General features: G+C 36.8%; 21 protein-coding genes. 19 read left to right on the top strand and 2 right to left on the bottom strand.

Annotation, left to right across the window (positions count from 1 at the left end):
* Positions 1 to 220: 220 nt before the first annotated feature.
* The 4 genes from pipX (at position 221) to proC (ending at position 3,044) form a co-directional block, all read left to right on the top strand.
* On the top strand, positions 221 to 499 hold the full coding sequence (pipX, locus tag NSMS1_RS21485) for a transcriptional coactivator PipX (RefSeq protein WP_067771481.1): 279 nt from the start codon (positions 221 to 223) through the stop codon (positions 497 to 499).
* Positions 499 to 1,167 (top strand): YggS family pyridoxal phosphate-dependent enzyme, encoded by a 669-nt coding sequence (locus NSMS1_RS21490; protein WP_224095303.1) that lies wholly within the window; start codon positions 499 to 501, stop codon positions 1,165 to 1,167. The genes pipX and NSMS1_RS21490 overlap by 1 nt, the downstream gene beginning before the upstream one ends.
* A 370-nt stretch (positions 1,168 to 1,537) precedes the next feature.
* Entirely contained in the window at positions 1,538 to 2,134 is a 597-nt protein-coding gene (locus tag NSMS1_RS21495) for a cell division protein SepF (protein ID WP_224086771.1), read from the top strand.
* A 97-nt stretch (positions 2,135 to 2,231) separates the two neighbouring features.
* Positions 2,232 to 3,044, top strand: a complete 813-nt coding sequence (proC, locus tag NSMS1_RS21500) for a pyrroline-5-carboxylate reductase (protein WP_224095304.1) — start codon at positions 2,232 to 2,234, stop codon at positions 3,042 to 3,044.
* Between the two features lie 371 nt (positions 3,045 to 3,415).
* Here the strand turns inward: proC and NSMS1_RS21505 are convergent, their stop codons facing one another.
* Positions 3,416 to 3,634 carry a DUF4327 family protein gene (locus tag NSMS1_RS21505; RefSeq protein WP_067771477.1) on the bottom strand — a complete coding sequence of 73 codons (219 nt, stop codon included), beginning with the start codon at positions 3,632 to 3,634 and terminating at the stop codon, positions 3,416 to 3,418.
* 712 nt (positions 3,635 to 4,346) lie between these two features.
* Between NSMS1_RS21505 and NSMS1_RS21510 the strand changes: the two genes are divergently transcribed.
* From NSMS1_RS21510 to NSMS1_RS21580, 15 genes are all read left to right on the top strand, one after another.
* The gene (locus NSMS1_RS21510) at positions 4,347 to 4,769 is read left to right on the top strand and encodes a tetratricopeptide repeat protein (protein WP_224086772.1); all 423 of its coding nucleotides are present in this window, start codon (positions 4,347 to 4,349) and stop codon (positions 4,767 to 4,769) included.
* Positions 4,770 to 4,813: 44 nt separating this feature from the next.
* Positions 4,814 to 5,803: a UDP-N-acetylglucosamine 4,6-dehydratase (inverting) gene (pseB, locus tag NSMS1_RS21515; protein ID WP_224086773.1), complete on the top strand. Its 990-nt coding sequence runs from the start codon at positions 4,814 to 4,816 to the stop codon at positions 5,801 to 5,803.
* On the top strand, positions 5,800 to 6,972 hold the full coding sequence (pseC, locus tag NSMS1_RS21520; protein WP_224086774.1) for a UDP-4-amino-4,6-dideoxy-N-acetyl-beta-L-altrosamine transaminase: 1,173 nt from the start codon (positions 5,800 to 5,802) through the stop codon (positions 6,970 to 6,972). Before pseB ends, pseC begins: the two co-directional genes overlap by 4 nt.
* Positions 6,963 to 8,057: a phytanoyl-CoA dioxygenase family protein gene (locus tag NSMS1_RS21525; protein ID WP_224086775.1), complete on the top strand. Its 1,095-nt coding sequence runs from the start codon at positions 6,963 to 6,965 to the stop codon at positions 8,055 to 8,057. Before pseC ends, NSMS1_RS21525 begins: the two co-directional genes overlap by 10 nt.
* Positions 8,058 to 8,149: 92 nt before the next feature.
* Positions 8,150 to 8,980 (top strand): class I SAM-dependent methyltransferase, encoded by an 831-nt coding sequence (locus NSMS1_RS21530; RefSeq protein ID WP_224086776.1) that lies wholly within the window; start codon positions 8,150 to 8,152, stop codon positions 8,978 to 8,980.
* Positions 8,981 to 9,003: 23 nt separating this feature from the next.
* A complete protein-coding gene (locus tag NSMS1_RS21535; RefSeq protein ID WP_224086777.1) occupies positions 9,004 to 9,888 on the top strand; it encodes an aldo/keto reductase in 885 nt (294 codons plus the stop codon).
* A 43-nt stretch (positions 9,889 to 9,931) separates the two neighbouring features.
* Positions 9,932 to 11,128 (top strand): N-acetyl sugar amidotransferase, encoded by a 1,197-nt coding sequence (locus tag NSMS1_RS21540; RefSeq protein ID WP_224086778.1) that lies wholly within the window; start codon positions 9,932 to 9,934, stop codon positions 11,126 to 11,128.
* A gap of 35 nt (positions 11,129 to 11,163) precedes the next feature.
* Positions 11,164 to 11,781 carry an imidazole glycerol phosphate synthase subunit HisH gene (hisH, locus tag NSMS1_RS21545; protein WP_224086779.1) on the top strand — a complete coding sequence of 206 codons (618 nt, stop codon included), beginning with the start codon at positions 11,164 to 11,166 and terminating at the stop codon, positions 11,779 to 11,781.
* A gap of 4 nt (positions 11,782 to 11,785) precedes the next feature.
* Positions 11,786 to 12,571, top strand: coding sequence for an imidazole glycerol phosphate synthase subunit HisF (gene hisF, locus NSMS1_RS21550; protein ID WP_224086780.1), 786 nt, complete (start codon positions 11,786 to 11,788; stop codon positions 12,569 to 12,571).
* Between the two features lie 11 nt (positions 12,572 to 12,582).
* Positions 12,583 to 13,152: a GNAT family N-acetyltransferase gene (locus NSMS1_RS21555; RefSeq protein WP_224086781.1), complete on the top strand. Its 570-nt coding sequence runs from the start codon at positions 12,583 to 12,585 to the stop codon at positions 13,150 to 13,152.
* Positions 13,149 to 13,925, top strand: a complete 777-nt coding sequence (locus tag NSMS1_RS21560; protein ID WP_224086782.1) for a cytidylyltransferase domain-containing protein — start codon at positions 13,149 to 13,151, stop codon at positions 13,923 to 13,925. The genes NSMS1_RS21555 and NSMS1_RS21560 overlap by 4 nt, the downstream gene beginning before the upstream one ends.
* A gap of 2 nt (positions 13,926 to 13,927) precedes the next feature.
* On the top strand, positions 13,928 to 15,217 hold the full coding sequence (locus NSMS1_RS21565) for an aminotransferase class III-fold pyridoxal phosphate-dependent enzyme (protein WP_224086783.1): 1,290 nt from the start codon (positions 13,928 to 13,930) through the stop codon (positions 15,215 to 15,217).
* Positions 15,214 to 16,743, top strand: a complete 1,530-nt coding sequence (pseG, locus tag NSMS1_RS21570) for a UDP-2,4-diacetamido-2,4,6-trideoxy-beta-L-altropyranose hydrolase (protein ID WP_224086784.1) — start codon at positions 15,214 to 15,216, stop codon at positions 16,741 to 16,743. Before NSMS1_RS21565 ends, pseG begins: the two co-directional genes overlap by 4 nt.
* Complete coding sequence (pseI, locus tag NSMS1_RS21575; RefSeq protein ID WP_224086785.1) at positions 16,721 to 17,773, top strand: pseudaminic acid synthase; 1,053 nt, start codon at positions 16,721 to 16,723, stop codon at positions 17,771 to 17,773. The genes pseG and pseI overlap by 23 nt, the downstream gene beginning before the upstream one ends.
* Before the next feature lie 33 nt (positions 17,774 to 17,806).
* Positions 17,807 to 20,476 (top strand): hypothetical protein, encoded by a 2,670-nt coding sequence (locus NSMS1_RS21580; RefSeq protein WP_224086786.1) that lies wholly within the window; start codon positions 17,807 to 17,809, stop codon positions 20,474 to 20,476.
* Between the two features lie 76 nt (positions 20,477 to 20,552).
* Here NSMS1_RS21580 and NSMS1_RS21585 read toward each other — a convergent pair whose 3' ends face one another.
* Complete coding sequence (locus tag NSMS1_RS21585) at positions 20,553 to 22,772, bottom strand: O-linked N-acetylglucosamine transferase, SPINDLY family protein (protein WP_224086787.1); 2,220 nt, start codon at positions 22,770 to 22,772, stop codon at positions 20,553 to 20,555.
* Positions 22,773 to 22,924 lie beyond the last annotated feature (152 nt).

Raw genomic sequence — 22,924 nt, forward strand, 5'->3', positions numbered from 1 at the left:
TACTAACCTCCTGCCTCCTGCCTTCTGCCTCCTGCCTCCCTACTGCTGGCTTCGTCTACCAATGAAGAATGAGATCCAGGTCTTCATAAGCACCATTTAAGGGTAAAATTTGCTGATTCTCACCTGACTTTATCCAAATATTCTGGCGCAAGAGATATATCGTCCGAATGTTGGAAATTCACTGCGAAAAAAATTATAGATTCTGCTACTTGAGTGATAGATGAATCCAGAAACCTCGGAAACTTACATAAACCACCCTACCTGGGGTTTGCTATATCGGATCTGTATGGTTGATGAAAACCAGGATCTGTTTACCACCCTCTACGCCCAACGCTTGTTTTTTCTAGTAGTGAATGACATTAAAGCCATTAAGTTCCAACCTATAGGACGCACTGAAGCGAGAATGTTGTTGGAAAATCGTTTACGAAATTTACGTCGCAATGGTCAATCACAGGAGTACGATCAGCTTCAGAGTGTTTTCCAACGCACCTTCCAATGATTACTAGTTCGATTAGCGAACGTATTACTCAAATTCGGGCTTCCCTACCACCTTCAGTCAGGCTAATTGCTGTCACTAAGCAAATGCCGACTGAAGTTATTCGTGCTGCCTATGCGGCTGGTATTCGTGATTTTGGCGAAAATCGTATCCAAGAGGCTGCTAACAAACAAGCTGAGTTATTTGACTTACCTGATATTACTTGGCACTTTATCGGACATTTGCAAACGAACAAAGCCAAGAAGGCACTAGAACAATTCAACTGGATTCACTCTGTAGATAATTTGAAATTAGCACAACGCTTAGATCAATTAGCGCAACAGCTAGGAGTTAAACCTCAAGTTTGCCTACAGGTGAAGATTCTCCCAGATCCAAATAAGTCTGGTTGGAGTGTTCCCGAACTATTGGCAGACTTACCCGCGCTTGATCTTTGCAAAAATTTACAAATTCAGGGTTTGATGACAATCCCGCCTTTTGGTCTAGATGATGCGGAAATCAATTATGTATTTAACAGCACTAGTAAATTAGCCAAAGAAATTGCTGCACAACCTTGGACGCACCTTCAAATGAATGAGTTATCGATGGGTATGTCAGGCGATTACCAACTTGCAGTGCAAGCAGGGGCAACGATGGTAAGATTGGGAACTATTTTGTTCGGCAAGCGTACTTAAGCAAAAGTACTTGTGTTTTTTCGATGGTATCAATCAGCGCTGGCTATGGGATACAGAAAATTTCGCCCATACCAGTGCAATAAAATACTAAAAATCAATGTAAATAAAAGTAAATAATTAAGAAAATGCACTAAATACAACATTCGTCAACTTTCCATCGGGGAATTGTTGGGATATAATCTTGACTCAATTATTGTATCTAGGTTAATGTACAGGCGTTACTAGTAGCGCCTGTCATTGCCAACAGCAGTAGTAGATGCTACAAATAGCGATAAAATTAATAGGCCATTTGCCCTTTGTAGCGATTTAATAGGCTACATCAAGAATGAACCGAGTTATCAAAGGCAATTTGCAGAAGGAGTGCAACTAAATGAACAATATATTCTCTAAGCTAAGAGACTTTGTTGGTCTCAATGAGCAAGTAGAGTACGAATACTACGAAGAAGATCCAGATACAGATAACTACCAAAATCTGTACCAACAGGAAAATCCTCAACCCGCTCCAGCAGAAGCAGCGCCAAACAATCGACGTTGGCGTGAACCAATGACTACAATGGGTGATGACGTTGCGACAGGAACAAAATCAACTATGGGGAATGTGATCGGTATGCCAGGAGCAATTAACGGAATTTCTGAAGTGTTGGTGCTTGAACCACGTACATTTGAAGAAATGCCCCAGGCAATTCAAGCATTACGTGAGCGTAAATCAGTAGTGCTGAACTTGACAATCATGGACCCAGATCAAGCACAACGGGCTGTTGATTTTGTTGCTGGTGGCACTTACGCATTAGATGGACATCAAGAACGCATTGGCGAAAGTATCTTTTTGTTTACGCCCAGCTGTGTGCAAGTTAGCACCCAAGGTGGAGTTATCCATGAAGTACCCCAACCCCCCGCTCGTCCTGTACGCACCGCACCAGCCAATCCCACTTCTTGGGGAAACGAGACCAACCGGATGGCACAATAAGGTTAAATTAGTCATTAGTCCATAGTCAAGAGTTCAAAGTTACAGTTTTTGACTATTGACTATTGACTATTGACCAATGACTAACAATTCACGACTAATGACTATAAAATTTGGTTTAATTGGTGGCGGGGTAATGGGAGAAGCGTTGTTATCCCGCCTTATTGCACGAGAAATTTATCAACCATCACAAGTCATAGTCAGCGAACCGCAAGCAGCGCGACAAGCTTTTTTACAAGAAAAATATCATGTGGCTGTTACTACAGATAACAGCTTGGTATTTACACAAGCGCAAGAAGTTGTATTCTTGGCTGTGAAACCACAAGTATTTAGTGCGATCGCTCAAGAATTAGCAGAGATCGTTTTAACAGAACACTCACCCCTAGTTATCTCCATCTTGGCGGGAGTATCCTTAAGCCAGTTAGAGGCGGCGTTCCCTAATTCACCAGTAATTAGGGCGATGCCTAATACCCCAGCTACCGTAGGCGCAGGGATAACAGCAATAACATCTGGTGCATATACCCACGCCGAACATCACCAATTGGCACAGCAAATTTTCTCCGCCGTTGGGGAAGTGGTGGAAGTGCCGGAAGGTTTGATGGATGCAGTTACAGGGCTTTCTGGGAGTGGCCCGGCTTATGTTGCAATATTAGTAGAAGCCCTCGCCGATGGGGGCGTTGCTGCTGGTTTACCCAGAGGAGTTGCCAATCAACTAGCACTACAAACTGTGCTAGGAACAGCCCAGTTGCTGCATGAAAGTAAGATTCATCCAGCCGAACTCAAGGACAGAGTTACCAGTCCTGGGGGTACTACCATCGCTGGTATTGCCCAACTAGAAAAAGCTGGGTTCCGTTCCGCCTTAATTGAAGCAGTCAAAGCTGCCGCAGGGCGATCGCAAGAATTAGGCAAATGAATATCTTGCACCTAGTCTTGGCGATGAGCAATTGTGGCTATACACACTAAGCCCGCCTGCGGGCGTTGCGGAATCAAGGGATGATTCTTGTGGGGTAGACATCATGAGCGCCCTAGAATACAAGGGACGGGCAAGATGCCCATCCCACAAAACTAGTAAATCATCCATCCCGCAAATATGCAGCGCCACGCCTGCGCGAACTAAGGCATAATTAGGGTTTTGGAACCTGTACAGGCAGATTTTATCTGTATAGTTGCAACTCCCAATTGCAACAAGCAATTGGGTAAATCAGTGATTAGGTACTACATGAAAAACTGGCTGTTAGTTTACAGCCATAATCTTGTAATTGGACAGGCACTAGTACCTAATTTCTAATCCTCATCCCAAGCTTCCACTGCGAGTAAATCGCCAATTGGGTCTTGCATAGTAAAACCAAAATCTAGTAGCTCCTGTTTCCAGTGCTGCCAGTCGTTACCATAAAGCAGCGCAATCTTCCAAATGCTATCAGTCGGCTTGATAATATTTGATTCAACGAGTGATTGCACGTTACGCTGCAATTTCACCATTGGGTGAAGAACTTGCTGAGTCATAACTCGATTCAATTCAAATTTTGTTGGATAAATACTTAATCAAAACTGCTTTCCGTTTTGCAATGGGTACCAATTCGTAGAGTTCAGTAATTGGCAAAGCTAGTCTTAACTTCTTTACTATACCATAACAAACTCTATCAAGTTGTGACAAACTTCGGCTTTGTACGGTAATTACACCACAATGCCTAAATATCTCTCTACAGATGTAGGCAAATTCTAGGCGATAGGTCTAGAAGTTTTTAAAATGCACAAACAAGTAGGAACTGTATATCAGCTAGAATCTGTGCAATTGTGAAATAGCTCATGTAATGCTGGCTGATAGGGGGTGTTAGTTGCGATCGCTTTTTAGGATAACGCAAACATCCAGGTGTGAATCAGTTCCCGGAAAAATTTAATAAAGCTTTAATCCTTGGCGAAAGATTAAGCATATTTACTATATGCGTATAATTCTACACATATAGTAAAAAATTATTTTTATAACCAACATATTTACATAACCATATCAATAATAGTTATCGTTTTTGCATCTATTAAATTAGCAGCAATTTTCTTTGTTTGTATCAGCAACATCAATTTATATTTACATATCTTAACATTAAGCTAAATCTAAGCATAAAAAATTATTAGCTTAGGTGTTAGTTTCTGTGAAGTAATGGGTAATCTCATATTTAGCACCTTAAATTAACTAAGTATTTACCACATTGAAAATATCATGGCTAGTTCAAGCGAAGACTATATAATTGTCCGCAAAAAGCAAATAGAAAGAAAAAAAAGACTTTTAACTATAGTTTCAGTTGTTTCCTTCTTTGGCTCAATGGTGTTTTCAGGTATTAGAGTAATTCAAACAGCAGTACAGAATCAAAGTACCCCAAGTAAGACAGTAACAGTGTCTAATGAATCTTCATTAAAAGAACAGGAGCGGGGTTATGAGTTAGTTTTACAAAGAGAGCCAAACAACCAAACTGTAATGGAAAAATTGTCTTTAACAAAGTTACAATTACAAGATTTTAAAGGTGCTAATGAAATTTTAGAAAAGTTAGTTAAATCACATCCAAATAGGCAAGACTACAAAATTGTTTTAGAAGATATAAAAAGGCGAAACAATCATACAAATAATAACTTTAAATCTAAATAGTTAATATAAGATATTGCAAATACTATACCGTCTTGGAGACGAAAATGTTTAATGAAAAAGCTATTTTAATAACAGGTGGAACAGGCTCATTTGGGAAGCAATTCGTTAAAACTCTTCTCAGCCAATATCAGCCTCGGAGGGTAATTGTTTATTCACGAGATGAACTTAAACAGTATGAGATGGCACAGGAATTTAATTCGCCTGTGATGCGCTATTTTATTGGAGATGTACGCGATCGCGATCGCCTTCATCTAGCTATGCGTGATGTAGATTATGTAGTTCATGCTGCGGCTCTGAAACAGATACCGGCTGCTGAATATAACCCAATGGAATGTATTAAAACTAATATTCATGGAGGTAATAACGTTATTGATGTAGCTCTAGAACAAGGAGTAGAAAAAGTTATAGCTCTTTCCACAGATAAAGCAGTAAATCCAATAAATCTTTACGGCGCAACCAAACTAGCTGCGGATAAACTCTTCGTTGCAGCTAATAATATTGTTGGTACGATGAAAACTCGCTTTGCTGTTGTTCGCTATGGTAATGTAGTTGGTTCTAGAGGGTCAGTTGTTCCATTTTTCCAGAAGCTAATTCAAGAAAAAGCTCCCGAAATACCAATTACAGATCCACGTATGACACGTTTTTGGATCACTCTACAACAAGCTGTAGATTTAGTTTTCGACAGCTTTGCCAGAATGCAAGGAGGAGAGATTTTTATACCCAAAATTCCTTCAATGAGAATTACAGATTTAGCAGAAACACTAGCGCCAGGTGTGCCAACTAAAATTGTGGGTATGAGGCCAGGAGAAAAGCTACACGAAGCCATGTTTTCTAGTGAATCATCTCATTTAGCAGTAGAATTTTGCGACCATTATGTAATTAAACCTACTATTGAATATTCCTATTCTCTTGATTACACTCGTAATGCTTTGGGTGAAGTAGGTAAATCAGTTCCCGAAGGGTTTGAGTATAGTTCAGCGACAAATACAGAATGGCTTAAAGGTTTTCAACTATTAGATATGCTCAAGCAATGAGTCACTATATTCCTTACGGACGGCAAGATATAATTCAAGCAGATATTGATGCTGTAGTTGAAGTTTTACGCTCAGAGTGGATTACTCAAGGCCCTAGTATAGAAAGATTTGAGCAAGCAGTTGCCCAATATTGTGGAACTAAATATGCTGTTGCTGTTTCCAGTGCCACAGCAGCATTACACATAGCTTGTTTAGCACTTAATTTAGGGCAAGGGGATATTCTTTGGACATCTCCTAACACCTTTGTCGCCTCAGCAAATTGTAGTCTTTATTGTGGTGCAAAGATTGATTTTGTTGACATTGATCCAAATACATACAATTTGAGTGTAGATGAATTAGAGCGTAAGTTAGCTAAAGCTCAACGAGATGGATGTTTACCTAAAGTTTTAGTACCTGTACATTTTGCCGGACAATCTTGTGAGATGGAGCGAATAGCCGCTTTATCACATCAGTATGGTTTCCGAATTATTGAAGATGGTTCTCACGCAATAGGCGGAAAATACAAGGGTCTACCCATTGGCAACTGTAAATTTTCGGATATAACAGTATTTAGCTTTCATCCAGTAAAAATCATTACGACTGGTGAAGGTGGCATGGTGTTAACAAATCAGGAGGAATTGTATCAAAAATTGATTAGATTGCGGAGTCATGGAATTACGCGCGATGCCAATTTAATACAGGGGCAATCTCATGGTTCTTGGTACTATCAACAAATCGAATTAGGGTTTAATTATCGAGTAACTGATATTCAAGCTGCATTAGGTGCTAGTCAACTACAACGACTAGATGAGTTTGTAGAACGCAGATGTTTTATAGCTCAAAGATATAATCAACTATTGCATGATTTACCTATTATTTTACCCTGGCAACATCTAGATACTGAATCTAGTTGGCATTTATATGTAATTAGGCTCAAGCTGGAAGATATTAATAAAAATCACCGTCAAGTATTTGAAGAATTGCGTCAGGCTGGTATTGGGGTGAATTTGCATTATATTCCCGTTCACACACAGCCTTACTATCAACAACTAGGGTTTCAATGGGGGGACTTTCCAGAGGCAGAAAAATACTATCAAGCAGCTATAAGCATACCGATATATTACGGTTTAACGAATAAAGAACAAGAACAAGTAGTAACCTTACTCAAACACATAATATTATGCAGGTAGATGATAAAACTTTAAACGAAATTCAAGAAGCGATAGAACCAGATGCTATGACATTAGCTTTAATGTTATCTACATCTGAATTAGCTAATTATAGTGATGAAACAGACTTGAACAAAGCAATAGAAATATTTATAGATGGCTATAATATTTTTACAGAAACAGGGGTTACTCCCGGCGAAGCTCACATGGCTTTTAGATGGTTATTTTATGCAACAGATGGCTATTTTAATGATTTTGTATCCGAAATAATTAATCAATTTAATCCTCCGCATAAATTAGCAAAAATTGATGGAGTATTAGGCGAATTACAGCAGCATAAAATAAATTATATAGTTGAGCAAATACATAATGATGGATTCTATGTATTTAAAAATAAATTATCGAATGCAGTGTGTGATAGATTAATAAATTTTGCGTTAACAACACAAAGCATACCATATAATCCGCCATTTACTCATCAAAAAACAGTTTATAATCGCCAAAATTTGTTAGCCCCTACTTATCATTTTGATGAGTTGGATTTAATTAACGATCCTGAGATTCAAAACTTACTAACAGATACTTCTATATTAGCGATCGCTCAATCATATCTTGGATGTAAACCAATTCAGGATTTAGTAGCAATGTGGTGGAGTACAACCTTTGAAAAGCAAGCTAATTCTGCGGCGGCTCAACTCTATCACTGTGATATGGATAGAATTAAATTTATTAAGTTTTTTGTTTATTTAACTGATGTTACTCCAGAAAATGGGCCTCATTGTTATGTTAAAGGTTCATGTCAAAGTAAACCACCTGAGCTACTCAAAGATGGGCGAATAGCAGATGCAGAAATTTATCAATATTATCGTCAAGAAGATATTGTAGAAATTACAGGCTCATGTGGGACAATCATTGCAGCTGATACGCGAGGCTTCCATAAAGGTAAACCATTAAACTCAGGTGAAAGACTGGTTTTACAACTTGAGTTTTCTAATAGTTTATTTGGTGGTGCTTATAATTCAGTTACTTTAGAAAAGGTTAAGGAAAATACCAGTTTCACTAATTATATAGATCAATTTAAACATACATATTCAAGATTTATTTAATGTTTTAAATAAAAACTTTTGAATATTTTTTGAATATATTTAGTATAAGTTTTTAGCCATGCTGTCAGTTATATACTTTATTGGAGGTGTATATGCACTTGTTGAAATTAACTTTTAAATACATCATCTTTCTTTTAAAAGAACCTAATTACTTTGAACAGTATAGGACTTTTTTATTATCAATAACTGAGAATTTTAATCAAATTTTTGATGAGCGTTTCACAAGAGAGCTATTAAGAATTTATCCTATAAGATTGTTAGTAAATATTGGACGTAGCATTTATTTTGTGAATATTCAGGAAAATCTGTCAGTTCTTGATCATCATACCGCAGATGTAGGTAAGAATGCAATTACACATAACTTGAGTGCGTTTGATAATTTCCAGACCTTCAGCATCCCTAGAGTTGATAGATTAATTAAGCCTTTTTCTAGTATTGAGTTATTAACCTCAAACTCTAGCATACTGGTCATCGGCCCTCGTAGTGAAGATGATTTACTGTGCTTACTTGGCTATGGTTTTAAATCAGAAAAAATTAAGGGTCTGGATCTCATATCCTACTCTCCTTGGGTCGATTTAGGAGATATGCACAAAATGCCATATGAAGATAATTCCTGGGATGCGGTTATTGTAGGTTGGGTATTTAACTATAGTAAAGCACCTGCAAATGCGGCTCAAGAGATTATTAGGGTAGCAAAGAATGGGGCTATTATTGCTGTAGGTATTGAGTATAATCCCCTGACAAACGAAGAAATTGAGAAAGTATATGGTTATTCAATAGATGGTACACGCACTCAATCAGTAGCAGAAATACTGAGTTTCTTTGGTGAATATGTAGATGATGTTTTCTTTAGCCATGATATAGTGGCGAAGCAAAAAGATAAACAAAGTGAATTAATGGTAATTTTCTCTTTAAAAAAGTAGTTAGTATTTAGGAGTAATTTACCATGAAACTAGCTATTGGTACTGCACAATTTGGTTTAGATTATGGTATTTCTAACCAAGAAGGAAAAATACCGGAAGCAGAGGTAGGTAGGATTTTAAATTTAGCTCTAGAAAATGGTATTCGATTCTTAGATACAGCACCAGCTTACGGAACTAGCGAAGAGGTATTAGGAAAAAATCTGCCATTACAACATGAATTTGCAATTGTTACCAAGACACCTCACTTCTCTAAATCTTGTATAACTCATGATGACGTTCAAACGTTAGAGAACAGCTTCTATAAGTCACTTCGCACATTAAAACAGCAATCGATCTATGGATTGTTAATACATAATGCTCATGATGTACTTGTAGAAGATGGTTATTTATTAGTCAACAAGATGATGGACTTGCAAGACAAAGGGTTTGTAAGTAAAATTGGTGTTTCTGTCTATAAAGGAGAAGAGATAGATAAGATTTTAGCAAGATATAAAATTGATGTAATTCAATTACCTATAAATATATTAGACCAACGTTTGATTAGAAGTGGTCATTTATTTAAGCTGAAAGACCAAGGTATAGAAATTCATGCTCGTTCAATATTTCTTCAGGGTTTACTACTGATGAATCCTGAACAAATACCCTCTTATTTTCATAGGATTAAGGAACATATAATATGTCTTCATGATTTGATTATTTCACATGGAATGTCTATTGTTCAGGCTGCGATCACCTTTATCAATCACTTACCAGAAATCGATAAAATTTTGGTTGGCTTAAATAATTATCAACACTTGCAGGAAATGATTGAGGCAATAAAAAAGCCAACTTTATTGACTAATCAAGATTTTTATCGGTTTGCAATTACCGACCCAAATATACTAAATCCGGCAAAATGGAAAATTTAATCCGGGTTTACGTATTTAATATTAATTGGAGAATTAATTTACTATGTCTAAGCTAAAACGTTGTGCTAGATGTTTACTCCCTGAAACTCATGAAACCATCATGTTTGATGAACAAGGGGTTTGTAATATTTGCCGTCAACATGAAATTAAACAAGGCAAAATAGATTGGGATGCTAAGAAGAAGGAACTAGACTCACTCATAGAAAATTATCGTGGCAAGTATGAATATGATTGTATCATTCCTTTTAGTGGTGGTAAAGATAGTACATGGACACTATATTATCTTGTGGAAACCTATGGTATTAAACCTCTAGTTGTCAGGTTTGATCATGGTTTTTTGCGTCCCAATTTGCTAGAAAATACAACTCGTGTCCTTCGCAAATTGGGAGTAGATTTTCACACATTTACTCCTAACTGGAAAGTTGTCCAAAAACTCATGCTTCAGAGTTTTTTAGAAAAGGGAGATTTTTGTTGGCACTGCCACACAGGGATATTTTCTTATCCCATGTGGGTGGCAATTCGTTATCAAACTCCTCTGATTATGTGGGGCGAACCTTCTGCTGAATACACTGCTTACTATAGTTATGACCAGCCAGAAGAAGTAGATGAAAAACGCTTTAATCGCTATGTAAATTTAGGGATTAGTGCAGAGGATATGCTAGTACGCTTGCAAGGTACTGTGGATGAAAGAGATGTTAAACCTTTCACATATCCCCCATTAAAAGAACTGAGAAAAATTAATTATCGTTCAGTTTGTTTGGGTTCTTACATACCTTGGGATGTGAAGCGACAGTATAAAATCATTGAGGAAGAACTGGGATGGCAAGGCGATCGCGTCGAGAATGTGCCACCTGGGTATGAGTATGAAAAAATCGAATGCTATATGCAGGGTGTACGCGATTACATTAAGTATATTAAGCGTGGTTATACTCGTCCTTCACATTTGGCAGCACTTGATATTAGAAATAATCGTTTAACAACTGAAGATGCTTTGGAATTAATTACTCAATATGAAGGGAAGCGTCCCCCCAGTTTGGATTTGTTTTTAGAATATACGGGTTTAACGGAAACAGAATTTTTAGAAATTGCCATGAGTCATGGAGTTTCACCTTATCAACATGAACCAGCCAAGGTAACTCCAGGTGATAAACTTCATGATTTTGAGCAATGGTCAAGAGATGGGGCAATGCCCAGAGAACAAACAGAAATTCAACTACAACGATGGCAAGGTCGTAGTTAATAAACTTATTTATTTAAGCTATCTTTGAGGTAATTATGATTGGCATCGTAGATTATGGCATGGGCAATCTTCTGTCTGTTTACAATGCTTTAGAAATGGTTGGTGCAGATGTAAAAATCTGTCAGCAAGCTTCAGAACTCAAAGATGTAGAACGAATTGTTTTACCAGGTGTAGGCGCATTTCGAGATTGTATATTAAACCTCAAAAATAGAGGTTTTATAGAAGTATTGGAAGAAATGGTTTTGGATAAATATCAGCCATTTTTGGGTATTTGTCTCGGTATGCAGGTGATCGCCCGGCGGAGTTTTGAAGGTGGAGAACATGAGGGATTAGCTTGGCTAGATGCTGATGTTGTCAGACTCAACCCACAAGATTCTTCCTTTCGTGTACCGCAGGTAGGCTGGAATGATGTGCAGTATAGCCAAGATAGTCCCCTGTTTGTAGATTTACCGCCTGCACCGGATTTTTACTTTGTTCACTCTTACCATATGAGTTGCGATCGCCAAGCTGATATTGATGCAACTTGTGACTATGGAGGTGTTGTTACTGTAGCTGTTCGTAAAAATAATATTTTTGCCACTCAGTTTCATCCTGAAAAAAGTCAAAATTACGGTTTGCAAGTTTTACAAAACTTCTTGAGATGGAACCCCTAAACCTATGCTCAAGCATCGTCTTATTCCTAAATTACAAATGAAACCTAGCCGTTTTGGTGCTACCGCCAGAATGGTTTTAGTTACTACTAAAGACTTCGGAGAAGTTATTGAAATTGGCGATCCTGTATCGCAAGCAAAAATTTACGAAGCACAAGCCGCAGATGAACTAATTTTTCTTGATTTAGATGCTTCTACTGACAATCGCAGCATTATTTTAGATGTAGTGAAAAAAGCCGCCGAACAAATATTTATGCCGTTTTGTGTTGGTGGTGGGGTTCGTTCCCTAGAAGATTTTCGTAAACTCCTCTCCAATGGTGCAGATAAAGTCAGCATCAATACATCTGCCCTGGAAAACCCCGATTTGATTAATCAAGCTGCTGAGATGTTCGGTTCTCAATGTGTCGTCGTCAGTATTGATTATCGTCAAGAAAATGGGAACTATATTGTATATAAAAAAAGCGGTAAAGTGAACACAAACTGGCATCCTTTGGCGTGGGCGATAGAAGCTCAAAGAAGAGGAGCAGGAGAAATTCTTTTAACATCTATCGAGCGTGATGGTAGCCGTCGCGGTTTGGATGTAGAACTAACTCGTCAGGTTGTGGATAGCCTATCAATTCCTGTAATTACTTCTGGTGGTTGTGGGTTAGCTGCTCACTTTGTCGAAGGTTTTCTGGCTGGGAAAGCAGCAGCAGTTGCCGCAGGTACTTATTTCTGTTTTAAAGATGAAAACCCTATGCAAACTAGAGCGCAAATTAAAAATGCAGGTATTTCCATTCGTTTAAATAATTAGAGTAAACAAAATTGGACAAAACTTATAACTTTTATCCATTTATTCAAAGCACAAGAATTTTTTTACGTGAAGTTAGACAGAGTGACGTGAATGAAACATATTATCAATGGCTCAATGACCCAGAAATTAATAGTTATTTAGAAACTAGGTTTATTTGCAGGTCTATAGATAATATTGCGGAATATGTGAAAAAAATGGACGCTAAAGAAGATGAACCGTTTTTTGCGATTTGTTTAAATGATAATCAAGAGCATATTGGCAATATTAAGCTAGGGCCAATAAACTGGCATCATCGCAATGCGGATGTCAGTTTATTTATCGGCAAAAAAGAACTGTGGGGAAAGGGTTACGCTACGGAAGCGATCGCCTTAATAACTGAATTTGCTTTCCGCAAGCTGCATCTCAACAAACTGAAAGCTGGTTGTTATGCCGCAAATTTCGGAAGTGCTAAAGCTTTTCTCAAATGTGGCTATCAGCAAGAAGGTTTACTGCGAGGGCAAGTCATCTTTGATGGTCAAGATATGGATGTAATTTTATTAGGCATGAGATCTGTAGATTATTGGCATAGTAAACAGACATGATTATTGCAATTCTTCAGGCTAGGGTTAGTTCTTCACGTTTACCAGGAAAGGTGTTAAAACCCATTCTTGGCGTACCGATGTTGTTTCATCAAATTGAACGTATCAAACGGTCAAAAATGATTGATCGGTTGTTAGTAGCCACAAGCACCGATTCAACAGATGACCTCATTGAAAAATACTGCCAACAAAGAGATGTAGAATGCTTTCGGGGCAAATTAGATGATGTTCTCGATCGCTTCTATCAAGCCGCTAATTCAATTTCTCCAGCACATATAGTCCGCCTGACTGGTGATTGTCCTTTGTGCGATCCAGAGTTAATAGATAAAATTATTATTCATCATCTATCAGGGGATTTTGATTACACCAGCAACACAATTACACCAACCTTTCCTGATGGGTTAGATACTGAAGTATTTCGTTTTAGTTGTTTAAAACAGGCTTGGCAAGAAGCCAAACTTCCTTCCCAAAGGGAACACGTTACACCATTTATTCATTCACAAACACATCGTTTTTGTCTAGGTTTGTATAAACATAATACAGATTTATCCTATTTACGTTGGACTGTAGACGAACCATTAGATTTTGATTTAGTCGTCAAGATATACACAGCTTTATACCCATCTAATCCCAGGTTCTCAACTCAAGATATTTTAAATCTTTTAGAACAAAATCCAGATTTAAAAACTTTCAATACTTGCTATCCGAGAAACGAAGGCTGGCACAAATCTTTATTAGCAGATGAAGTATTTATAAGTCAAAATGCAGGTGCTTAACTATGTCACAACCTTATTTAGAATCAGAAAAATTATTAGCAAGGGCGCTGCAATCTATTCCTTTAGGTACTCAAACTTTCAGTAAGAGTAAAACTCAATATCCTTTTGGTGTTTCTCCTTACTTTTTAACTAAAGGGTTTGGTAGCCATGTTTGGGATGTAGACGGAAATGAGTACATAGATTTTATTAATGGGTTAGCAGCAATCACTTTGGGATATAATGACCCTGACGTTACAGCCGCAGTACATTCACAGTTAGAAGCTGGGGTAATTTTTTCTCTACCTCATCCGCTAGAAATTCAAGTTGCGGAGAAATTAATCGAGATGGTTCCCTGTGCAGAAATGGTGCGCTTTGGTAAAAACGGTTCTGATGCTACAACAGGGGCTATACGTTTAGCAAGAGCTTATACTGGACGAGATCACATTGCTGTTTGTGGTTATCACGGCTGGCATGATTGGTATATCGGTTCAACCACTCGGAATTTAGGCATACCCAAATCTGTACAGGCATTAACTCATACTTTTATCTACAATAAATTAGATTCTTTACATCAAATATTTCAAGAATATTCAGGTGAAATAGCAGCAGTGATAATGGAACCAGTAAATGTTGCTACACCAGAAGCAGGCTTTTTAGAAAGTGTTAAAGAATTAGCTCATCAAAATGGAGCATTACTAATTTTTGATGAAACAATTACAGGATTTCGGTTTGCTAATGGTGGCGCTCAAGAATATTTTGGTGTTACCCCAGATTTAGCTACCTTTGGTAAAGGATTAGCAAACGGTTTTCCTCTATCTGCTGTAGTAGGTAGAGCAGATATCATGCAAATGATGGATGAGATATTTTTCTCTTTTACCTTTGGTGGAGAAACCCTCTCATTAGCGGCTGCATTAGCAACTATGACTAAGTTGGAAAAGCTGCCAGTTATCGATACGTTAAGGCAACAAGGTCAAAAGATTATCACCGGGTTACAAAAACTAATTGAGCAGCTATCAATGAGCCATATTGTCTCTCTCGCTGGTTATCCTTGCTGGTCATTTATATTATTTAAAGATGTTCATCCTTATAGCCAATGGCAGATTAAGACTTTATTTCTACAAGAAATGTTTGCTAAGGGTATTTTGACTCTGGGAACGCATAATATCAGTTATTCTCATAGTGATATTGATGTGGAAAGATTATTATCAGTTTATAGTGAAGTATTTTCTCTATTGCGAGAAGTAGTTACAGATCAAAGTCTCGATAAATATCTCAAATGTCAACCCTTAGAGCCATTATTTAAAATCAGATGAATTTGCTGTTTCGTGTTGATGTATCTCCTCAAATCGGTACTGGTCATTTGATGCGTTGTTTAGCATTAGCTCAAGCTTGGCAACAGGCTGGAGGTAAGGCAGTTTTTATCATGGCTGAAACAGCACTTATATTTGAGGAGAAGCTAAGAACGGAAAACATAGAAGTTATTAAGATTTCGCCAAAATTAGGAAGTTCAGAAGATGCACAAGCAAGCGCGATTTTAGCGCATCAATTAAATAGTAATTGGTTAGTTATAGATGGGTATAATTTTGGAGATATATATCAAAAAAACATCAAGAATGCAGGGTTAAAAATTCTCTTTCTTGATGATTATGGACACGCAGGTTATTACTGTGCTGACTTAGTATTAAATCAAAATATTTCTGCTGATCCAGCTTTATATACTCATAAAGAACCTGACACGCAATTATTACTTGGGACAAGCTATACACTTTTACGGCGTGAGTTTTGGCAATGGGGAGGATGGCAGAGAGTTAACCCACCTATAGCCAAAAAAATACTGATAACAATGGGTGGTGCTGACTATGATAACGTGACTTTAAAAGTGATTCAAGCGTTACAGTTATTATCCGGTCATGCTTTAGAAATAGTAGTTGTGATTGGAGGAAGTAACCCACATTATGAGGAAATAAAGCTTGTAGCACAAACATCTGGGTTAACAATTCGTATAGAACGAAATGTCAACAATATGCGTGAGTTAATGGCTTGGGCTGATATGGCTGTTACTGCTGGTGGGAGCACTTGTTGGGAATTAGCTTTTATGGGTTTACCCAGCTTGATCATAATTTTGGCTGAAAACCAACAGGCGATCGCTCAAAAATTACATTCCCTACAAGTATTCATTAATTTAGGTTGGCATAGCAATATTTCTCCTAGTGAAATAGCTACCGCAGTTCAGGAATTATCACTAGCAATTAATACTAGATTAGCCATGACTAAATCTAGCCAAGAATTAATAGATGGCTGGGGTAGTCAACGTGTAGTTCGATATATAAAAAACTATTTCTTAAAATTACGTCCAGTATCTATAGAAGATAGTAGATTATTATGGCGATGGGCAAATGAGCCACAAGTGCGTGCTGTTTCTTTTTCCTCAAAACTTATTGCTTGGCAAGAACATCAAACCTGGTTTAAATCTAAATTCAATGCTAACTGTATTTTCTATATAGCTATGAATGAAGATAATATACCTGTCGGGCAAATTCGTTATGAAATAGAAGGGGAAGAAGCTGTTATTTCTATCAGTATTGCTCAGGAATATCGTCAACAAAGCTACGGTACTTATTTAATTGAAATAGCCCAGAAACAAATTTTTCAAAACACCGGTATTCATCTAGTGCACGCCTATATCAAACCATCCAATCAAGCATCAATTAAAGCCTTTACTCAGGCAGGCTTTCACATAAAAGATACAGTAATCAAACAGGGACAACAGGCAATTCATTTAGTCAGTACCGCTAACAATTTACCAGAAAAAATATATGCAGGAAATTTATATTGCTGATAATAAAATAGGCGTTAATAACCCGCCATTTATAATTGCCGAAATGTCTGGCAATCATAATCAATCCTTAGAAACAGCCTTAAAAATTGTAGAAGCTGCTGCTAAATCTGGAGTTCAGGCGCTGAAAATCCAGACTTATACAGCTGACACTATGACATTGGATATCAATGCAGGTGAATTTTACATTGATCATCCTCAAAGTTTATGGCATGGTAAATCTTTACATAACTTATACCAGCAAGCTTACACGCCTTGGGAATGGCATCAACCAATTTTTCAACGTTGTCGAGAATTAGGAATTATTGGTTTTAGTACACCCTTTGATACTACGGCTGTAGATTTTCTGGAATCATTAGATGTTCCTTGTTATAAGATAGCTTCATTTGAAAATACAGATTTACCCCTCATTCGCCAAGTCGCCAGCACTGGTAAACCCATGATTATTTCTACGGGAATGGCGACAGTGGCAGAATTAGATGAAACTGTACGCACCGCCAGAGAAAATGGTTGTCAAGATTTAATATTACTCAAATGTACTAGTACATATCCTGCATCTCCAGAAAATAGTAATTTGTTGACAATTCCTCATTTGCGCGACTTGTTTAATGTGGAAGTGGGGTTGTCAGATCACACCTTGGGAATTGGTGTTGCTGTAGCCAGTGTGGCTTTAGGCGCAAGAGTTATCGAGAAACACTTTACTCTCAGTCGTGCTGATGGTGGCGTTGATGCGGCTTTTTCAATGGAACCTGAAGAAATGCGTCAGTTGGTAATAGAAAGTGAGAGATCCTGGCAAGCAATGGGTACTATACAATACGGGGCGACTCCAGCCGAGAAAGATTCATTGACTTTTAGGCGATCGCTATATATTTCTCAAGACATGAAAGCTGGGGATATCTTTACACAAGATAACCTCAAAATTATACGTCCAGGTTATGGTTTAGCACCGAAATATTATGATGTTTTGCTGGGCAAGCAAATCAAGCAAGATATTAAAAAAGGAACACCTATAACGTGGAATATACTGCATTAAGGCTCAAATATACTAGATTTTTTAAATAAAATTATGACTCAACCAAAAAAAGTTTTATTTTTCTCCCTATATTCCATTCCTCCAGCTTGGATATTTCATCATCAAGTTGATGCAACTGTTGCTACTGCATTAACCATGCGAGGCTGTGAAGTTTTAACAATTGGATGTAATGGGCTTTTTAAATCTTGTTATATCCTTAGAGGAGCAGGAGAAAGACAAGAGGAATTATGTAATTATTGCTCTCATACAAGCCAAGAATATTTTCATGATTTATTTGAGCTTCCCCATAAACAACTTAGAGATTTTGTGCTTCAAGAAGATGATCATTTAGCACAAGCGTGGATAGAAACTGTTGACCCAGAAAAATATGCTGAGGCTTACTATCAAGATTTACAGATAGGTGCATGGGTTACGTCATCTATATATACTTATTTCAGAATTACATCAACAGGGCTATCTCATCCAGATGTGAGAAAAGTTCATAAAGATTATTTGATTGATGGTTTCATAACTTATCAAGCAGTATCTAGATTAATAGACTTTTATCAACCGACTCATCTATTTTTATTAGGTGCTAGATTAGCACCTTCTAGAATTGCTTTTGAGGTAGCACGTCAACGTAATATTGATGTTATTGTCCAAGAAAGAGGATATATTGATGACACCTATACTTTAGTCAGTAATCATACTTGTTATCATTCTACACCAGCCCTAAATTTAATTAAAGCCTGGGAAAATGTTCCTCTAACAACTTCTGAGTTAACGCAGGTCAAGCAATACTGGTTAGAACGGGAAGCCGGACGAAACTTAAATTTCTCTTCATTCTATGATTATCAGACAGATTATAGTTTGGTTCGTCGTCAGCTAAATATTCCCGAAGATGCCAAAATTTTTGCAGTATTTACTTCTAGTGAAGACGAATTAGCTATGGCGGAAGACTTCGCCGGGATTACATCTCAGCTTGAAATCATTGATAAATTAATAGAAATATTTGCAGATAGAGATGAATATTTAGTAATTCGCCATCATCCTTATATAGCAGGCGAAAAATATGTTAATGCTGAGATGGATTTCATTAAAAGGGCGCATCAGCAAGCTTTATCTATTCCCAAAAATGTGCGAATTATCATGCCATCAGAGCAGCTAACATCTTATGCTTTGTTATGGCATACTGACGCTGCGATCGCTTTCTTCAGTACAATGGCGATTGAGTGTGCAGCTAAAGGAATACCTACAGCAGTTTCAGAGCAATCTTTGTATTACTCTGCCTTGCGCCATGTTATTCATCAGTCTGATATACCATCCTTAACAGTTTTAGTAGATAACCTGTTATCGGACTCAGCACAGCTAACTATAGAAGATTATAGAAAGTTATACCGCTTTACTAATACTTTATTTTTTAGATTTTGCAATAAGTTTAATTCTTTTAATTCTAAAGGATTATTATACGAAGATTTTAGGCAATTAGAACCAGGAATTGATCCCACATTAGATAAAGTTTGTAATAGTATTTTATATGGTACTTCAATATACAATTTACCTAAAATTGAGCAAAAACAGCCCTCTATTCTTGAGGAGAATGACTTTTTAGAAAAGTATTTAATAGAAATTAATGAATTTCGACGAAAGATTAGATACGAATCATCTATTAAAAATCAAATAGAATTAACTTATCCAACCGTTGGTGTTGTAAAAATAAAGTATAATAGCGAATCAGAAAAGGAAGATTTTTTATCTCAAAGCTTGAAAAGTTCTCTATATAAGCAAATTAATGAATATTCTATAAAGTTTGATTTAACAAATTACTCTCAGGCTTTAGAAAATGTTTTAACTTTATTAAGAAAAATTCCTGATGAATATATTTTGTTAAGTCATAGTAATATTCAATATTGTGAATCTGCAATCTCCTCAGCAATGGAAGCATTACTAGCTTATGGACATGATAAAATTCCTGGGGTTTGGTTTGGGGGATGGTTGCCTAGTCAGGGTAAGTTAATCGAAAAAGGTGTATTTTTACCCCAAGGGATTTTTACTAAACGAGACCCTAATTTTATTTATGAAGAGGCTGTAGCTACTTTACCCTGGCTGCAATATCCACTTAGTTTATTGGCATTTTGTCTCATCCGCAAACAAGCATTAATCAAAATTATCGATATTTTACAATATCTTCCCAGTGGGCAACAGGCAGCAGAAGCTTTATTTATATTTTTCAAGGGTATAGAAGTTGAGAAATTAGAAAAAGCTATGTTGCTCATCCACAGTATCCCTACCGAAATTCAAAAGCTTTGGCAACAAGATAAATCAATTGAAATTCAAAAATCTCTGAATTTAAAACAAACTAATTTCATTATTTTTCCAGATTGGCATCAACCAGAAGATTTAATCACTGCTGACTTAGAAGAAGTGATCAAAGCAATTGCATATCATCCTGATTATGAGAAAATTACGCTACTGATTAATGCCAATAATATTCCTACCGAGGAAGCAGAGTTATTATTATCTGGCGTGGCGATGAATCTTTTGATGGAAGAAGACTTAGATATTAGTGAAGGATTAGAAATTGCTCTGTTAGGCAATGAGTCTGAAATTCAGTGGGAAACTTTAATACCTCACATCTCTGCCAAAATCACTTTACGACACGAAGATCAAGAAGGTTTAACACAAGTACCAGTAGAAAATATTCCTATTCTACAGGTTAGGTAGTTAGCATAATTATACGTTTTATTGAGAGACGCGATTTATTTTATCGCGTCTCTCATTTTATGAAGATATCAGGCTACTAATCTTGAATATATCTTTGCCACATTTGGGTGTAAGCATTTTCCATTTCACGAGTGAACTGCTTACCATTCCACAAAGGTGATGTTTTTCTGGATTGTTTCAACTTCCAAGCAATTTCTTTTCTTAAAGCTTCATCCTTACCTAAACGTACACCCCACTCTACATATTCTTCATCAGTCCAAGCGATACCTTCTGTAATACCAGCATTCATCATCATAGTATAGCTATTGCGGGCAGCGAATTGTTCACCTACCTTTGTCACCATAGGAATACACATCCACAAAGTTTCTAAAGTAGTTGTAGCACCATTATAAGGATAGGTATCTAAAACTACATCTGCGATGCCTAAATTAGCTCGATGAATCGATTCGGAAAATACGATAGGTAGAAATCGTAATCTTGAAGTATCTACCCTTTCCTCGTCTGCTAGTTCGTCAAAAAATATTTTCAGAGATTCTTCATCAGATATTCCTTTAATTAAGAGGTAGCTATTAGGAACTTCCTTGAGAATCTGCAATTGCAATCTAGTAATATCTGGATGTCGTTTAAAGCCTCTTTGCCCACAAAGATAGACTATTGCATCATCAGGAATATTTAATTGATCACGACGAACTGTAGGCACACTTACTTCAAACCCATCTACTGCAACATAAGTTTGAGGTAAACGCCAGATTTTTTCTTTGTAGTATTCTTGGGCTGAATCTGGTAAAACGTAGGGGTCAGCAATAAAATAATCTACGGCTGGAATTCCTGACGCATCCCAACCAAGCCAAGTAACTTGAATAGGTGCAGGTTTTATAGCTATGATGTCACAAGTAGTATCTAAAGTAATGCTATCTAAATCAATTAAAATATCAATTTCATCTTGATAAATTTCTTCAGCAATTTGCAAATATTCATTTGATTTATAACCTTTATCAATCTTACCAAGATACCATTCATGTAAGGGGTCTAAAGCTGGACTAGTGTTTATAAAATAGGCATTAACTTGAAATTTGTCTCTGTCGTGGTACTGAAATAACCATCGTGCTAACCAACCTACTGAGTGGCTTCTTAAACAATGGGATAAGTAGCCTATATTTAATTTTTTCTTCTGGCAATTTTGTTTTTTTCTAGCAAAATTGCCTTGAGAATATTTGTCTATTTCTGCTCGATTACAATTAACTATATTTGCCTGGCAGATACCCATTAATTGATTTTGAATATTTCTATTTTCTCTAGGATTATCTTCTATATAAGGTGTAAAAAAATTAGCATTAAATAATCGAGATATTCTCGCATTGTCAAGTTGTGTAGGATTATCTTCTATTAGCAATTTTACTAATGATTCTTGATGGTGATGGGCAGAATAAGATTCTTGCCAATGACCACCTGCGGTCATTAGCCCTCTCAAAATTTGGCGATTAGCAAAAACCTTATTGGCTGGTTCTTCTACTAGAGAATAGAATAATTTAGAAACTTCTATACCTTTTTCATATTGACCCGCATTTTGATAAATGCTAGCCAGATGACCGATGACTTCTTGGTTATGAGGATTTACTTTTAAGTAGAGTTCACATAATTGGGCTGCTACACTATATTGTCTATGAGAATAACCAATATCTATGGCAGCAGGTAACAAAGTTACTAGTAAGGCTTGGGGATTATTTTTGCAATGTGGTAAACAAGCTTTGACGAAATCTATGGTTAAAGGATGAGCAGGTGCATAATCTAAAACACTCTTTAAAGCTGCCATTAATAATTCTAAATTAACTTCAATACTAGGTTCAGATTCTAGAATTTGGATAATTCCTAGCTCTTGTAACTCTTCACCTGTATAAGTTTCTAATTTAATAGATAGTTTGAGTAGATGTAATAAGTTGTGAATCTCTAGAGGAGAAAATTCTTTAATATTTTGACGTATTTTTTCGCAAATTGTATAATTTTCTAGTTCTTCTTGCCGTTGAGCTTCTGTTTCTAAAATTTTTACCAATTCACAATTCCCAGCTTCAAGTTCTTCTGGTTCTCCTTCCATCATTGCCATGAACCAAGTTGTTTGTGCTTCTACATCTTGACCTTGTAAAAGCAACATTAAACCCAAATTCCAATAATAAGATTTAATTTCAGGCTCTTTACTAATTGCTTCTTCATAAAGACTAGCAGCCTGAAAATAATTTCCTGCTAGTAGATGTTTTTCTGCAAGCTGTTGCCATTGGTTTGGAGAAGTTAAGGAAAGCATAATTAAACTGAAAATATTAGAGAATATGAAAATACATGTGGAATCAGCAATCTGAGAAAATTGCAAAAATTGGGTAATGTGTAAAAACATTACCCAACCTAATAAAACTTCGATGTGACACAGCTTAGATGCTTGGTCAGTAAAATCTGTTA

Origin of the sequence: Nostoc sp. MS1 (assembly GCF_019976755.1) — a bacterium.
In the GTDB taxonomy this organism is placed as follows: Bacteria; Cyanobacteriota; Cyanobacteriia; order Cyanobacteriales; family Nostocaceae; genus Trichormus.

Bases quoted from the DNA above. Each gene is read 5' to 3' on its own strand.
- pipX (WP_067771481.1), top strand. From the start codon at position 221: ATGAATCCAGAAACCTCGGAAACTTACATAAACCACCCTACCTGGGGT.
- NSMS1_RS21495 (WP_224086771.1), top strand. From the start codon at position 1,538: ATGAACAATATATTCTCTAAGCTAAGAGACTTTGTTGGTCTCAATGAG.
- proC (WP_224095304.1), top strand. From the start codon at position 2,232: ATGACTATAAAATTTGGTTTAATTGGTGGCGGGGTAATGGGAGAAGCG.
- NSMS1_RS21505 (WP_067771477.1), bottom strand. From the start codon at position 3,634: ATGACTCAGCAAGTTCTTCACCCAATGGTGAAATTGCAGCGTAACGTG.
- NSMS1_RS21510 (WP_224086772.1), top strand. From the start codon at position 4,347: ATGGCTAGTTCAAGCGAAGACTATATAATTGTCCGCAAAAAGCAAATA.
- pseB (WP_224086773.1), top strand. From the start codon at position 4,814: ATGTTTAATGAAAAAGCTATTTTAATAACAGGTGGAACAGGCTCATTT.
- pseC (WP_224086774.1), top strand. From the start codon at position 5,800: ATGAGTCACTATATTCCTTACGGACGGCAAGATATAATTCAAGCAGAT.
- NSMS1_RS21525 (WP_224086775.1), top strand. From the start codon at position 6,963: ATGCAGGTAGATGATAAAACTTTAAACGAAATTCAAGAAGCGATAGAA.
- NSMS1_RS21530 (WP_224086776.1), top strand. From the start codon at position 8,150: ATGCACTTGTTGAAATTAACTTTTAAATACATCATCTTTCTTTTAAAA.
- NSMS1_RS21535 (WP_224086777.1), top strand. From the start codon at position 9,004: ATGAAACTAGCTATTGGTACTGCACAATTTGGTTTAGATTATGGTATT.
- NSMS1_RS21540 (WP_224086778.1), top strand. From the start codon at position 9,932: ATGTCTAAGCTAAAACGTTGTGCTAGATGTTTACTCCCTGAAACTCAT.
- hisH (WP_224086779.1), top strand. From the start codon at position 11,164: ATGATTGGCATCGTAGATTATGGCATGGGCAATCTTCTGTCTGTTTAC.
- hisF (WP_224086780.1), top strand. From the start codon at position 11,786: ATGCTCAAGCATCGTCTTATTCCTAAATTACAAATGAAACCTAGCCGT.
- NSMS1_RS21560 (WP_224086782.1), top strand. From the start codon at position 13,149: ATGATTATTGCAATTCTTCAGGCTAGGGTTAGTTCTTCACGTTTACCA.
- NSMS1_RS21565 (WP_224086783.1), top strand. From the start codon at position 13,928: ATGTCACAACCTTATTTAGAATCAGAAAAATTATTAGCAAGGGCGCTG.
- pseG (WP_224086784.1), top strand. From the start codon at position 15,214: ATGAATTTGCTGTTTCGTGTTGATGTATCTCCTCAAATCGGTACTGGT.
- pseI (WP_224086785.1), top strand. From the start codon at position 16,721: ATGCAGGAAATTTATATTGCTGATAATAAAATAGGCGTTAATAACCCG.
- NSMS1_RS21580 (WP_224086786.1), top strand. From the start codon at position 17,807: ATGACTCAACCAAAAAAAGTTTTATTTTTCTCCCTATATTCCATTCCT.
- NSMS1_RS21585 (WP_224086787.1), bottom strand. From the start codon at position 22,772: ATGCTTTCCTTAACTTCTCCAAACCAATGGCAACAGCTTGCAGAAAAA.